This is a genomic window from Streptococcus sp. HMSC068F04 (assembly GCF_001837455.1).
Classification (GTDB): domain Bacteria; phylum Bacillota; class Bacilli; order Lactobacillales; family Streptococcaceae; genus Streptococcus; species Streptococcus salivarius_D.
The window spans coordinates 22,371-35,853 of sequence record NZ_KV832459.1; the positions used below are offsets into that span (position 1 = coordinate 22,371).

11 protein-coding genes are annotated in these 13,483 nt (G+C 39.1%); 6 read left to right on the top strand and 5 right to left on the bottom strand.

All coding sequences use genetic code 11. From position 1 onward, the window contains the following. Positions 1-23: 23 nt before the first annotated feature. Complete coding sequence (locus tag HMPREF2571_RS00800) at positions 24-467, top strand: ASCH domain-containing protein (RefSeq protein WP_070846984.1); 444 nt, start codon at positions 24-26, stop codon at positions 465-467. A 119-nt stretch (positions 468-586) separates the two neighbouring features. Beyond that, positions 587-3,193, top strand: a complete 2,607-nt coding sequence (locus HMPREF2571_RS00805) for a carbohydrate-binding domain-containing protein (RefSeq protein WP_070846986.1) — start codon at positions 587-589, stop codon at positions 3,191-3,193. 67 nt (positions 3,194-3,260) lie between these two features. Here HMPREF2571_RS00805 and HMPREF2571_RS00810 read toward each other — a convergent pair whose 3' ends face one another. From HMPREF2571_RS00810 to HMPREF2571_RS00820, 3 genes are all read right to left on the bottom strand, one after another. Then, positions 3,261-3,455: a CsbD family protein gene (locus tag HMPREF2571_RS00810; protein ID WP_070846988.1), complete on the bottom strand. Its 195-nt coding sequence runs from the start codon at positions 3,453-3,455 to the stop codon at positions 3,261-3,263. Between the two features lie 66 nt (positions 3,456-3,521). After that, entirely contained in the window at positions 3,522-4,154 is a 633-nt protein-coding gene (locus tag HMPREF2571_RS00815) for a DUF421 domain-containing protein (RefSeq protein ID WP_070846990.1), read from the bottom strand. Next, positions 4,151-4,603 carry a DUF3290 family protein gene (locus tag HMPREF2571_RS00820; protein WP_002885310.1) on the bottom strand — a complete coding sequence of 151 codons (453 nt, stop codon included), beginning with the start codon at positions 4,601-4,603 and terminating at the stop codon, positions 4,151-4,153. The genes HMPREF2571_RS00815 and HMPREF2571_RS00820 overlap by 4 nt, the downstream gene beginning before the upstream one ends. A gap of 370 nt (positions 4,604-4,973) precedes the next feature. Between HMPREF2571_RS00820 and manA the strand changes: the two genes are divergently transcribed. The 3 genes from manA to msrB all read left to right on the top strand — a co-directional run bounded on the left by manA (position 4,974) and on the right by msrB (position 8,533). Then, positions 4,974-5,915, top strand: coding sequence for a mannose-6-phosphate isomerase, class I (gene manA, locus HMPREF2571_RS00825; protein ID WP_070846992.1), 942 nt, complete (start codon positions 4,974-4,976; stop codon positions 5,913-5,915). Between the two features lie 212 nt (positions 5,916-6,127). Beyond that, positions 6,128-7,456 (top strand): branched-chain amino acid transport system II carrier protein, encoded by a 1,329-nt coding sequence (brnQ, locus tag HMPREF2571_RS00830; protein ID WP_070846994.1) that lies wholly within the window; start codon positions 6,128-6,130, stop codon positions 7,454-7,456. A 126-nt stretch (positions 7,457-7,582) separates the two neighbouring features. After that, positions 7,583-8,533 (top strand): peptide-methionine (R)-S-oxide reductase MsrB, encoded by a 951-nt coding sequence (gene msrB, locus HMPREF2571_RS00835; protein WP_013990386.1) that lies wholly within the window; start codon positions 7,583-7,585, stop codon positions 8,531-8,533. Positions 8,534-9,415: 882 nt separating this feature from the next. On the opposite strand, the gene HMPREF2571_RS00845 is transcribed toward msrB, so the two are convergent. Together HMPREF2571_RS00845 and HMPREF2571_RS00850 are read right to left on the bottom strand one after the other, a co-directional pair. Continuing rightward, a complete protein-coding gene (locus tag HMPREF2571_RS00845; protein WP_045768579.1) occupies positions 9,416-10,765 on the bottom strand; it encodes an MATE family efflux transporter in 1,350 nt (449 codons plus the stop codon). A 64-nt stretch (positions 10,766-10,829) separates the two neighbouring features. Then, the gene (locus tag HMPREF2571_RS00850; RefSeq protein ID WP_014632966.1) at positions 10,830-11,663 is read right to left on the bottom strand and encodes a helix-turn-helix domain-containing protein; all 834 of its coding nucleotides are present in this window, start codon (positions 11,661-11,663) and stop codon (positions 10,830-10,832) included. 133 nt (positions 11,664-11,796) lie between these two features. Here HMPREF2571_RS00850 and HMPREF2571_RS00855 point away from each other — a divergent pair, with 133 nt between their 5' ends. Next, on the top strand, positions 11,797-13,362 hold the full coding sequence (locus HMPREF2571_RS00855; protein WP_045768715.1) for an ATP-binding cassette domain-containing protein: 1,566 nt from the start codon (positions 11,797-11,799) through the stop codon (positions 13,360-13,362). The last annotated feature ends 121 nt before the right edge of the window (positions 13,363-13,483 follow it).

Genomic DNA, 13,483 nt, shown 5'->3' on the forward strand with positions numbered 1-13,483 from the left:
AAAGTAGAAGCAGGAGTAGATTGATGAAATCATACCAGATGTGGCAAGCCTATAAAATTTTAAATCAGACAATCGGAGATAAGATTGATGCCTGGGCCTTTGGCGTGGAAGCAGATTATTTGGCAGAACTCGTATTGATGGGGCAAAAGACAGCAACCAGTTCAGCTTTTGACTTGTATGCAGTGGGGAATGAACCATTGCCCAAGGAAAATGAACTGAGCGTCATTCTTGATAGTAAGGAGAATGCTATTTGTATTATTGAAACGACGAAAGTTGAGGTCATCCCATTTAAAGAGGTTTCTGAAAACCATGCCTACAAGGAAGGTGAAGGAGATCGAACCCTAGCTTACTGGCAAAAGCTTCATGAAAACCTCTTTAGCAGATGGTTGCATGAGGTTGGATTACATTTTAGTCAGGACAGTCTAGTTGTGTTGGAAGAATTTAGAGTAGTTTATCCTATAGATTGAAAGTTCCCAATATCTTGGGGACTTTTTACTTTAAGGAAAGATTAACCTTTCTTTAAGTCTTGTCTTAGGTTTCTTGTGTTTAATAGAGGCATCTCAAAAGTAAGAAAGAGGTCTAACATATGACATACAAAGATACGAAACAAACACAAGAACGTTACGCCATTAAAAAATCATCAAAATGGAAAACAGCGGGTTCAGTCCTAGTAGCGAGCTTAATTTTTGGTAGCTCGGTCGTCTTAAATGAAAATAAGGCTTCAGCCGATGAGGCAAACACCGAATCAACACTCTCAACTGTAGCGACGGGTGAAACCACTGCCGATTTGATTGAAGAAAGTGTGCAGACAGAAGATGCGTCAAATACTACTGAAACAAGTACAGACACTGATACAAGTACTATAACTACGACATCCGACACAACAGATACATCGACAAGTAGTGAGACATCTAATCAGTCAAGCACATCTTCAACTTCAGAAGCCAGTTCTTCTGAAACTGCTGCAACAACCACTAATGAAACTTCAGAAACGGCAACAACTACTACAGATGAAAACAGTGGCACTAATACAAGCACAAGCTCTACTGAAGCGACTGCTTCAGAGACAGCCTCAGTTCTAACTAACAATGCTTCAGATACTACGTCTGAGACAACAACTGAGTCTAGCAGTGCTGATTCAGAAAGCACGACGATCACGATTACCTTTAATGGGACAACTGTGGTAACGAGTGATAGTAGCAAAGTAACAGTTGATGGCACTACCGTAACCATTAATCAATCAGGTTCATATACTCTAACAGGTAATGGCTCAAGTTACACTATTATTGTGGCTGGTAGCGTGACGGATCCAGTTACAATCTACTTGGATGGAGTGACCTTAACAGATTCCTCAATCACTTCTAATTCCTCAGCAGAATTGACGGTGAATGTCCTTTCAGACAGTTCTATCTCTTCAACCTCTGCCAATGCCATCGAAGCAGCGGGAGCATTGACCATTACCAGTGGTACTGGAAGTAGCTTGACCCTTTCAAGTACTGAAAAACACGCCATTAAGGCTGATAGTGTAACGGTTGACTCTGTAACGCTTGATTTGACTTCTGAGGCCAAGGATGGCATCAATGCAACGACAGCTGTAACCATTAAAAATGCAACAGTCAATATTACGGCAACAGATGACGGTATCCAAGTTGAAGACGAAACTGATGTTAATAGTGGAGATTTGACGATTACCGACTCAACGGTAACCATTAATGCAACTGATAAAGGTATCACGGTTACAGATGAATTGACTATTGAAGGTGATTCAACTGTAACAGTAGTTGCAGGCGATGAAGGTCTTGAAGGACGTTACATCAACTTGACAGGTGGAACAATCAATATTACCGCTGGTGATGACGGTATTAATGCTACCGAATGGACGACCAAGGATAGTGCCGATACGTCAAACTTGACTAATACAACTGCGGATTTGGAAAATGAAGTTGCCATCAATATTGATGGTGCAACGGTAACTATCTTGGCAGGCGGTGATGGTATCGACAGTAACGGCAATGTGACTGTTAAGAGTGGTTCTCTCTATGTCGCTCAGACAAGTGCAGATAATGCCGCTATCGACTATGATGGAACAGGTGTTATCTCAGGTGGTACCGTATGGGCCATTGGTAACCAAGGAATGGCTCAGGCCTTTACAACAGGTTCAAGCCAATCTTACATTATGGCTAATATCTCAGGAAGTGCAGGGGACACCATTACAGTCACTGATAGCTCTGGAAATGTTGTTGCAACAACGACAGCAACGTCTTCATTTGGAAATGTGGTCTTCAGTACCGAGAGCCTAACTTCGGGTGAAACCTATACCATCACGACCTCAAGTGGTTCAAGTGCCACTGCAACAGCTACTGAAGAAGGCACAAACAACGGTCCTGGTGCAGGTGGAATGGGTGGCTTCCCAGGTGGAGGCTTTGGTAATAGCTCAATGTCTGATAATTTCGGAGGCTATGGGGGACCGACTAGCTATGGCGGAAGCTCTACCAATACTGGTAGCGTTAACACACCATGGGGCCAATCAGGTTCGACCAGTTCTGAGGATACGACAAGCACAAGTAGCACGAGCTCAACAAGTCAAACGACTAATACAGGACGTCCTACCCCACCAAACTTTGCTAGTCAAACAAGTAGCTCAAGCTCTACAAATACTAGCACTTCGACAGGCAACAGTGCTAGTCAACCAGCAGCCAACGCTTCAGTACTGACAGCAACAAACACAGCTTTATCAAATCAAAGTAAATCAACTTCAAAAACTTCAAGCCCAGAAGGAACATCGCTTAAAACAAATACTTCTGTTGCTAACCAGTCTGCAGAAGAACAACCGACACAAAGCATGACCAATGCGACAGGTGTTGCCCAACAACAAGGTCAGGAGACTGCTGAGAAGTTGAATAAGATTCTTCCTCAAAATCAAACTTCTGAAGCAGCAAAAACTCAGGCAAGAGAAGTATCAAGTCAAAAGGAAAATATAAGCCCAGTCGTACAGACGAAGCTTGCACAAAAAACCAATACCCAAACAAGTTCTAAGGCTAATCAGTCTGATAAAAGTTCACAAACGAACCAAACAAGTAAATCAAGCCTACCAAACACTGGTGATGTGAGTAGCTTGGGACTAGGCGCATTAGGTGCAGTACTCATGACAACATCGTTTGCACTTAAAGGAAGTAAGCATTCTCGTAAGTAATCTCATCTTAGACAACAAATAAAAAAGAAGTTCTCTTGCCAAATGGCTTGAAAACTTCTTTTTTGTTTTATTTTTTAAAGCTATTTTTAAGGCCTTCAACAGCACCTTCAACGCTATCTTTAACGTCTTCGAAACCATCTTTTGCTTTAGCTACAGCTTTTTCAACAGCACCTTCGGCTTGAGTCTTTTTATCACCAGAAAGTTTGCCAACGCCTTCTTTAAGAGCGCCTTTAGCTTGATTCAATTTATCTTCGATTCCCATAGTAGAACCTCCTTATTATGTTGAGACCATTGTAGACAATATTAAACAGTAATGCAAGTGATTTGTTTAATAAGTAACGACATTAATCTTCCCTTTATCGTATTCAGCAATAAAGATATCCGAAACGTTTTCATATCCCATTTTCTGAAGTTCTTCATTTAACCAATCCTCCGTTTTACCAATAGTATCAAGAATTTCAGTTTGAATGACCCCATCAGTAATGATTGGATATTTTGGATTTTCATCGCCAGAACGGACCACAATCAATTGGCCGTTTTGCTCAATCACCGCACGTTTAACCTCTTTGAGTTGAAAAATTCCTTGGGAACGTAATTTTAAAGCGACATCAGAGGCTGAAAGTCCTTTAGAGCGACAAGCTTCAGGATCTAGTTGACCATGTTTGATGATGACAGTTGGTTTACCGTCAATCAAATGTTTGATAAAGAGAATATTGGTAATTAGCCATTTTAGAAGTAAAATCAAAATCGTCCAAATAATCAAAATCACGATATATTGGAGGATTGAAACGGTACTACTATAAATTGTACCACCGAGGATTGCACCAAGAACAAAGTTCTGTACTTGGTCAGTAGCTGAGCTAGGTGCTAGGTTTCCTTTACCTGTTAAATTGATAACAAAGACGAGTGAAATAAGCCCCAAAGCTAGTTTAATTGCAACAGTAAGATAAAAAGATGTCATTTTTTAACCTCCACGAGTTCAACATCAGACTTGTAAAGTTTTATTTGTTCTAGCAAGTAGCTGTCAGGTTCTGAACCTGAGATGGCACGATAGTACTTGTTTCCAACTTTGAGGATAGCGCCATCTGTAGTAGTAGAAGTATTGACATAAACCTTGCTCTTATCAACGTCAAGATTTTTAGACACAACCTCGATAAAGTGAAGAGATGCTCTAAATTGGTCGTTGTTAGATTGATTGCTTTGGAAATTACTGATAGCAATTAGAACCACGGCAACTAAGGTTAAAATAGAAATAATAGAGAGTTCACGAAACTTAGTATCATGGCGTTCTTTGAAGGCTTTAAAAGCAAATACACCGGTCACTAAAATAAGTCCTGCAGTAATGGCAACCATAACCCAGTTTTGTTGGCTAATCTGACTTAGCACATAGTCATAGGAATAGAATTTCATTGAGAGATTTCCTTTCATAATATCAATAACATTATAGGTTAAAAATTTGTGTAATTCAAATAGATGGATTAAGGAAAACGTCTCACTAAGAAATTTTTTAGACCTTACATTTGGTTAGTGATTTGGGAAGTTAATCTGTTCATTCTTTTCTTTATAAGTTTGTTGAATTTTTCACAAATTATGCTTATAATTGAGGTAAACAATCATAATAACTTGCCTAAACTTTTGGTAAATAAGAAGATTATTGACATTAATATGATTGAGTTACACCTATAGAGGACCTCTATCTGAGAATCTATTATGTTAAGGTCACTATTCTAAATTTTCCTAGAGACTTTTTGGTCTCTCGTTCCTAGAAAAAGGAGTAATTATGTCTGAACCATTATTTTTACAATCTGTCATGCAGGAGAAGATTTGGGGTGGCACGCATTTGCGTGATGTCTTTGGCTACGATATTCCTAGCGACCATGTTGGAGAGTACTGGGCTATCTCAGCTCACCCAAATGGTGTTTCTACTATTAAAAATGGTCGTTTCGCTGGTAAAACATTGGATGTTCTCTATGCAGAGCATCGCGAGTTGTTCGGCAATCGTCAGGAACCTGTCTTTCCTCTCTTGACTAAGATTTTGGATGCCAATGATTGGCTTAGTGTACAGGTCCATCCAGATGATGCTTACGGACTTGAGCATGAAGGTGAGCTTGGTAAAACAGAGTGCTGGTATATCATTGCTGCTGAACCAGGTGCCGAAATCATTTATGGGCACAATGCCAAATCAAAAGAAGAATTGCGTCAGCAAATTGAAAGTAAGGATTGGGAAAATCTTTTGACCAAGGTTCCAGTTAAAGCAGGCGATTTTTTCTATGTTCCAAGTGGTACCATGCATGCCATTGGTGCAGGAATCTTAGTTCTTGAAACCCAACAGTCAAGTGACACAACCTACCGTGTCTATGACTTTGACCGTAAGGATGACCAGGGCAACCTGCGTGAGCTCCATCTGGAAAAATCTATCGATGTCCTTAATATTGGTGAACCTGCCAACAGTCGCCCAGTCACAACAAAAGTAGATGACCTCAAATCAACGCTTTTAGTAGCAAGTGATTTCTTCGCCGTTTATAAATGGGAGATTTCAGGTAAGGCTGATTTTGAAAAGACTGCTGATTACAGTTTGTTTAGTGTACTTGACGGTCAAGGAAGTCTCCTTGTTGATGGTCAAGAATATCCAATTGCAAAAGGCAGCCACTTCATTCTACCAAGCGATGTTCAAGCTTGGGAAATCAAGGGAGAACTTGAACTGATTGTCAGTCACCCATAATCAAACGATCAAACTAGACGAGATAAGAATCTTGTCTAGTTTTTTCGTACAATGATACAGAAAATTTGCAATTTTAAAAACCTTTCCTAATAAGTCTGAATAGCTTGAAGTTCCAAACTAATCATGTCATACTATGTAAGTTGACTAAAATAGTAATAAACAAGTTATCTTTTTTGAGATGATGTCTTGTTTGTTTTAGATTGGAGAAACTTATGTTAAAAAAAGGAGGCCTTACAGCTTTATTGTTGTTTGGTATGTTCTTTGGAGCCGGAAATCTGACCTTTCCGCCTCAGCTAGGCTTTGAATCTGGAGGTCATTTTTGGCCTGCGATTGCAGGGTTTGTCCTATCAGGTGTCGGTATTGCCATCTTAACGCTGGTTATCGGAACCCTAAATCCAAAGGGATACATTCATGAGATTTCACAAAAAATCTCGCCCAAGTTTGCCCTAGTCTATTTGGCAGTCCTTTATCTGTCCATTGGTCCTTTCTTTGCCATTCCTAGAACGGCAGCAGCAGCCTTTTCGATTGGCTTCTCGCCTTTGATTGGTAGTGGGCATACTAGCCTTTGGCTCTTTGTCTTTACCGTAATCTACTTTGCTCTAGCGCTTTGGATTGCCATGAACCCATCTAAAATTCTAGATAGTATTGGACGTATTTTAACACCTGTCTTTGCCATCATGATTGTTATGGTTATTGTGGCAGGAGCACTTAAATACGGTGGTCACAGTCCTCAGGTAGCTAGCCAAGCTTATCAAGCTTCTGCATTTGGTAAGGGATTCTTGGAAGGCTACAACACCTTGGATGCCTTGGCTTCTGTGGCCTTCAGTGTAGTGGCAGTAGTCACCCTCAACCAATTAGGCTTTAAGTCTAAAAAAGAGTATATTTCTACTATTTGGGTCGTTGGTTTTGTAGTGACGCTTCTCTTTTGTGCTTTGTATTTGGGACTAGCCTTTTTGGGCAATCATTTCCCACTCCAAGTGGCAGGCCTACCAAAAGATGCCAATATTGGTGCTAGCGTCTTGTCACAAGCCACACAAGCTATCTTTGGACCAGCTGCTCAGATTTTCCTAGCTATCATGGTGACAGTGACTTGTTTCACAACAACCGCAGGACTTATCGTTGCGACAGGGGAATTCTTCCACAAGGCATTTCCGAAAGTATCATACAAGGCTTACGCCATTATCTTTACCTTGATTGGGTTTGCTATTGCCAACTTGGGACTTAACAATATCATTGCCTTCTCAGTGCCAGTGCTTTTGATTCTCTACCCAATCACGATTACGATTGTCATGATTGTAATTGCCAACAAGTTCGTGGCCTTGTCTAAACCAGGTATGCAAATTACAGTTGCTGTAGTCACTCTGATTGCCTTGCTTAGCGTGCTTGGCAGCCAATTCAAGCTTGCAGGACTAAATGCTCTTATTAACTTCCTACCATTGTCAGGAGCATCATTACCATGGTTAATCCCAGCCATCTTGTGCATCCTCTTGTCTCTCGTCTTACCAGATAAGATTAAGAGCGAAAGCTTTGAAATGGAATAAACATAAAATCCTATCACAATGTGATGGGATTTTTTCTCCCCCAAGTCACCATAAGTGCGAAATCTTCTCAAAAGCGTTACACTTAAGGCGTGGAGATGAAAGTATCTATTGAAGGGAGTGTTAAAAATGTCAAATCTAAATAATCATACGATTTATCTTGCTGGTGGCTGTTTCTGGGGTGTTGAGGAGTATTTCTCTCGTGTGTCTGGTGTGCTTGATGCGGTTTCGGGTTATGCTAATGGCCGTAGTGAGACGACCCGCTATGAACTCATCGGTCAGACGGGTCACGCTGAAACCGTTCAGGTGACCTATGATGCTAGCAAGGTGTCCTTACGAGAGATTCTGCTTCATTTTTTCCGTATCATCAATCCTCTTAGTAAAAACAAACAGGGCAATGATGTGGGAACTCAGTACCGTACGGGTGTTTACTACACGGATGCAAATGATTTATTGACTATCGAGCAAGTTTTCCAAGAAATGACTGAGCAATACGGTCAGCCTTTGGCGGTTGAGTTGTTGTCAATTGAGCACTTTATTCCTGCTGAGGATTACCATCAAGATTATCTCAAGAAAAATCCGAATGGCTACTGTCATATCAATGTCAATCAGGCAGCTAATCCTGTTATTGATGCTAATGCTTATCACAAGCCGAATCGGGAGGAGCTTAAGGAAAGTTTGAGTCCAGAAGCCTACGCTGTGACTCAGGAGAATGGAACAGAACGGGCCTTTACGAGTCCGCTTTGGAATCAGTTTGAGCCTGGAATTTATGTTGATGTGGCGACTGGTGAGCCACTCTTTTCATCCAAGGACAAGTTTGATTCAGCCTGTGGCTGGCCAAGTTTCTCTAGACCCATTAGTCCAGAGGTAGCCAACTACAAGGAAGACCATTCTCACAATATGGATCGTATTGAGGTCCGTAGTCGTGTGGGAGATTCTCATCTTGGGCATGTCTTTCCAGATGGGCCAAGTGATAGAGGTGGTTTACGCTACTGTATCAATGGGGTAGCAACGCGATTTGTTCCTAAAGCTGACATGGCAAAAGAGGGCTATGCTTACTTGCTTGATCAAGTGGACTGATTAGTCATTTTTAGATAGTTATTACTTAGTAAAAGCTAAAAGAGAGGTTGGTGCCCTTGGTTCTAACCTCTTTTTACATGACAAAAGAAGCTGTGAGATGAAAGCCTTTTAAATCTAACATGATATGTAACCTAACCATTCAGGATAAAAAAGTGACCTTTCATTACATTTTTTTACAATTTTATCCTATTTGTTTTACATATTATATAGAAAAAATAGTACACTATGACAGTGAGAAATCTGACAGTTGTAAACATGTCATTTTACTTAGATTTTGCTAGTCTTGACGTCTGTAAACATTATTGTACTTTGTGTAATAATTAGTCTCCCCAACCTCCCAATATGATTTTATATGTCTTAACTTACCTAAACAAGACTAGCAAAAATTGTTAAAGTGATTCCTTGAAGGGATATGCAATGCTTGTTAGATTTTATGATAACATTCAGATAATACTAAGTCCTATTTTATTGTGCTAAACATTTATAAAGGAGAATTTTATGGAATCAATGAATAAAGTAATCCTATTAATAGCCATTTGTGTCTTATGGCTCGGGTCTTTCTTTTTACTTCCTAAAACAGGAGAAAAAGTGGTTTATTTTTATCATTTCCTAACTTTATGTAGTTTAGTCATGATTTATAGTGCCTTAGTTGATCCATCTGGACTCTGTGATACCTTTTTCCAAATTAAACATCTATGTTTTCATTAATTAATCCAGTTTGGTAATAGGTCAGGTAAATCTGAATTTAAAGTATCACTCATAAAAAGAAGCTTTCTGTAAATTGATAACAGTTTATCTGTTTTCAATATGCAGGAGGCTTCTTTCTGTATTATTGAGATTTGAGCATAGAAAAAGCAGTCTGACAAGACTGCTTTAGGGATATCAAAGTTGTGATTCGTAACGTTTGACGATTCTATTTAAGCGCCATTGGTAACAGAGACCACTGACGATAAGGCTGGCAATCAGGCCAATCCAATAACTATAGGGGCCCAGCCCAGTGACTTTTTCAAGAAGGAAGCCAACTGGGAAGGTGATGCCCCAGTAGGTTAGGACACCGAGATAAAAAGGCACCTTGGTATCCTTGTAGCCACGCAGGATTCCTTGAAGCGGAGCCGCAAAGACATCTGCCACTTGGAAGAAGAGGCTATAGGTCATGAAAATGGCTGTCATTTTCAAAAATTCAGGCTCATGCCCATAAAGTTCAGCCAAATCATAGCGCAAGAAGTAGAGGAAAATCAAGGTAAAGATAGAAAATCCTAGTGCTGTCAACCGTCCCAGCTTGCTGTAGCTCTTGACCGCATCCATGCGTCTAGCCCCAAATTCGTAGGAAATAATGATAGCCATGGCACTGGAAATGCTGAGAGGGAAGGCGTACATGAGATTTGAGAAATTCATAGCTGCCTGGTGACTGGCAATCACTAGGGACGGATATTTAGACATAACCAAACCAACACCTGAGAAGATAGCGACCTCCGCAAAGACCGTTCCACCAATAGGAAGACCCAGTTTAAGTGCGTCAAGTAGAGCTGTTTTATCAAGGGGTTGGACCTTTTCAATGTGGTAGGGCTTAACCTTTTTATGCTTTCTGATAACCGAAATGGAAATGAGGAGAAGGGCCCAATAAGCCATTGAAGTTCCAAGACCAGCCCCAGCTCCACCCAACTCTGGTAGACCAGCAATGCCATAGATGAGGAGAAAATTGAAGAAACCGTTGAGAGGTAGGAGCAAAAGCATGAGATACATGGAAAGGCGTGTGAGGCCAAGGGCATCAAGGAAGGAGCGAACCACGCTAAAGAGAAGAAGGGGGATAATCCCAAGACTCAAAAAGCGTAAATAACCAAGGGCTACCTTTCTGACCAAAGGCTCCAAACCTAAATGATTCAAAACCAAGGGTGCCCCTAGAAAAACGAGGGCAAAAAGGATAAGTGATAGGCCCAAAGCCATATAGAGAAATTGATAGAAATCAGGTGCTACTCGGTCCTTGCGACCTGCTCCTAGATGGTGTCCGATAATAGGAACTAGGGCAGAGACGATACCTGTTAAAAAGGTGAAAAAAGGACTCCATAAACTCGTTGCCATGGCTACCCCCGCCAAGTGTAGGGCATCGTATTGACCAGTCATGGTAGTGTCCACAAAGGCTGCTGAGAAGTTGGCAAACTGATAAATCAGTATGGGCACAAAAATCTTGAAGAAAACAAGAAATCGCTCACGGAGAGAATGTGTTTCGTGCATTCTGTTTTCCTTTCTAAATTTTTCAAATTATAGACTTTATTGTACAACTGTTATCCAATAAAGTCTATAATTGACAGAAGGTTTGATCCCATTCTCTCAAATTATCGTCATCACCAATAAAAGCCAAGTAGTGGAGAATTTCTTTATGTATAATCTTTCCCATATTCTTATCGATAAATTTATAAAGGTATGCAGCTTCTAGCTCTTTAAGATAGAGTTTTTGTAACATGAAATAATCTGGGAATTGAATAGTTTTTAGTTCGTTTAAATAGTAATCACTATCTTCTTGATTTCCATAAAGAATGATTTGGAAAATACAACGACTGATAACATCTAAAGTGATTCGATCTAAATTATTTCTAGGATTTTTACCGAGAATTGATAGGAGTTCTTTAATGTAGATTGTTAGAGCATCTTCTGTGAAGATATCCTTTACCATATCCAGTAAATCAATATCAAGAAGTGTCCAAATATCAATCGAAAAGAAGTAGTTTTGAAGTTCTGTAGCAATATCTTGGTTAACCGGCTGGTTTTGAAGTTTTGAAACCTGACAGGTAATACAAAGACTAATCAGATAATCGCTATAATTAGTTTCTCCTAAAATGCGAAATCTTTCTGCGACTTGCTTTAGTGCTTCAAAATCTAGATTATTTGAGGCTTGATTGTATTGATTAGCAAGTTTTATGTAGGTTTCGTCCACAAGATATTCTTGTCCGAAAAATTCATTATATTCGACTTTTAGGTGTTTTAAAAGTTTGAAAAGAATATCATTTGAGAGTGATGTTTTGTTATTTTCAAAGTCCGAAATACTCGCTACAGATCCGGCCACTTGAGCGAGTCTCTGGATAGTATATTTTCTCTGTTTGCGAATCTGCTTAAATTTTTGACCTAGTTCCATATAAAATTTCCTTATCGGATTTCCGAAATTTCAATAGTTTAGTAGCATTAATAAACTAAAATAATAGTATCAAATGGAAGGAGGTAAAAGCAATGATTATTGAAAAAAATAAATCAGTTGCTGTGTTACAATGATGGTTAAATCTATTAAGCTACTTCCTAAAAAGGAAATGGTACTTTATATCATTTTTGCACTTCTTTATTCCTGTCAAGGAATTGTTATTCCTATAATTATCCAGATGGCAGGTCATTTAGATAGCGGTAATAGTCGGGATTTAATAGTTTTTACATTTTCGGGCATTTCTCTTTGGGTGGCTATGTACGCTTTTATGTATATAGAGAATATTCTGCTTCGTTCTATTATTAGGGCGTTTAATGTAAGACTATCAGGGAATATTTTGAAGAATTATGCTGTCTTTCCTAAAAAGAACTCTGATTCTGAGCTTTGCTCACTCTTGACACAAGATCTTGGAATCGTAGACCAGGAGTTCCTTCAATCTTTTCTTATCTCGCCAGTGTGGGGCGCCTCTGTCCTAGTATCTGTTATTTATCTGCTCAAACAAAATCTTATTGTGGGTAGTCTTTTTACTATAGGAGCCTTTCTGATGATTTTGCCTCAGTTTATATTTAAGAGAAAATTAAAAGAATCAGGAGAATTACTAAGTAGTTCAAAAGAGAAGAATTTAAGAGCTATCACAGATTTTGGTAAGGGGATTGAAACGATTATTTGCAATCAAGCAGAAAAAGAGAATGTAAGTCAAACTCTCATAACCCTTGGTGAGATGGAGATGACACAATTTAAGTATTATACACTTCAGAATTTAGTTATGTTTTGGACAGGACCTCTGAAAGCTATCGGCTTGATTGGACCGTTTGTGATTGGTCTTGTAATGAAACAAAATTCAATCACTACACTTATTGCCATGATGTCTGCTTCAACATATCTTATTAACCCCTTACAACAAATTCTGGAGGCTATTGCAAGTATTCAATCAAGTCAAGTGATAAAAGATAAATTATTGACATTTGGAAGCGAGGCAGAAATGCCTTCAAAAGGGCATCACATACATACTTTAAAAGAAATTCAGTTAAAAAACGTCACTAAATCTTATGATAATCAAGAGATTTTTCGAGATGTTACGGTTACTTTTTCATTGTCTCAGCATAATCTTATAGTTGGTGATAGTGGTATTGGGAAAACAACACTTTTTAGGTTAATATCAGGGCAAGATAAGGCATATAGTGGGGAAATCATTTTTAAAAGCATTGATGGAAGGGAGCTGACTCCAAATTTAGATAACATTGCAATTATTCATCAAAATCCCTATATCTTTCATACAAGTGTGCGACATAATCTAACTCTTTATCAAGATTGTTCTGACTCATTGCTCATTTCAACACTGAAAAAGGTTGGACTATGGGAGGCTTGTTGTCACCAATTAGACTATGAATTAACTGGAGATAACTTTTCAGGTGGTCAAATCATAAAACTGGAGATTGCGCGTGCTATTTTGAGAGGAAAGCAGGTTTTACTTGCGGATGAGATGATGGCTTCTTTAGATGAAGCAAGTTCAAAGGAAATAAGAAATGTCTTGAAACAGTTGCCTAATAGTATTATTGAAATTGCCCATCATTACAATCTGGAAGATTACGATGCTATTTATAGAATTGAAAATAAGTCAATCGTAAGAATTAAATAACACGAGATACTTTCAATAAAAGTTTGACAGAGTAGTTGCTTAGTCTTTTCTTTCGATTTACAAACTTGAAGATTTTAATTTCAAATAAAACACCTAAGTCAAGCGACTCAGGTGTTCTTGT

Excerpts from the sequence above, each read along its gene's own strand:
- HMPREF2571_RS00800 (WP_070846984.1), top strand. The coding sequence starts at position 24 with ATGAAATCATACCAGATGTGGCAAGCCTATAAAATTTTAAATCAGACA.
- HMPREF2571_RS00805 (WP_070846986.1), top strand. The coding sequence starts at position 587 with ATGACATACAAAGATACGAAACAAACACAAGAACGTTACGCCATTAAA.
- HMPREF2571_RS00810 (WP_070846988.1), bottom strand. The coding sequence starts at position 3,455 with ATGGGAATCGAAGATAAATTGAATCAAGCTAAAGGCGCTCTTAAAGAA.
- HMPREF2571_RS00815 (WP_070846990.1), bottom strand. The coding sequence starts at position 4,154 with ATGACATCTTTTTATCTTACTGTTGCAATTAAACTAGCTTTGGGGCTT.
- HMPREF2571_RS00820 (WP_002885310.1), bottom strand. The coding sequence starts at position 4,603 with ATGAAATTCTATTCCTATGACTATGTGCTAAGTCAGATTAGCCAACAA.
- manA (WP_070846992.1), top strand. The coding sequence starts at position 4,974 with ATGTCTGAACCATTATTTTTACAATCTGTCATGCAGGAGAAGATTTGG.
- brnQ (WP_070846994.1), top strand. The coding sequence starts at position 6,128 with ATGTTAAAAAAAGGAGGCCTTACAGCTTTATTGTTGTTTGGTATGTTC.
- msrB (WP_013990386.1), top strand. The coding sequence starts at position 7,583 with ATGTCAAATCTAAATAATCATACGATTTATCTTGCTGGTGGCTGTTTC.
- HMPREF2571_RS00845 (WP_045768579.1), bottom strand. The coding sequence starts at position 10,765 with ATGCACGAAACACATTCTCTCCGTGAGCGATTTCTTGTTTTCTTCAAG.
- HMPREF2571_RS00850 (WP_014632966.1), bottom strand. The coding sequence starts at position 11,663 with ATGGAACTAGGTCAAAAATTTAAGCAGATTCGCAAACAGAGAAAATAT.
- HMPREF2571_RS00855 (WP_045768715.1), top strand. The coding sequence starts at position 11,797 with ATGGTTAAATCTATTAAGCTACTTCCTAAAAAGGAAATGGTACTTTAT.